1 protein-coding gene is annotated in these 260 nt (G+C 67.3%); it reads right to left on the reverse strand.

All coding sequences use genetic code 11. From position 1 onward, the window contains the following. Window positions 1-260, reverse strand: a 260-nt coding sequence (locus EOD29_RS36700; RefSeq protein ID WP_206520578.1) for a hypothetical protein, incomplete at both ends; no start/stop codon positions are given.

Genomic DNA, 260 nt, shown 5'->3' on the forward strand with positions numbered 1-260 from the left:
CAGCGATGAGCGTCTCAACATCCGCGCAAAGAACGGGGAACCGCGTGAACAGCCGGCCCGGCCCCTTCGTGCTCGTCCACTCCTTGTGGGTGTAGTAGCTGTGGCGCTCATCGCTGAGATGGGCGGCCCTAACGACACGAAAGGCCGCGGCCGAGTAGACGGCAATACCGGCCCGGTGCTGCGGATGTCCGGCGCTATGCGGAATGCGCTCCGGCGCCTGCGCTACCGTCCGAAGCCGCCCCTCCCCGCCAGCCTCGAAA

Source organism: Mesorhizobium sp. M1A.T.Ca.IN.004.03.1.1, assembly GCF_003997555.1.
Lineage (GTDB): Bacteria > Pseudomonadota > Alphaproteobacteria > Rhizobiales > Rhizobiaceae > Mesorhizobium.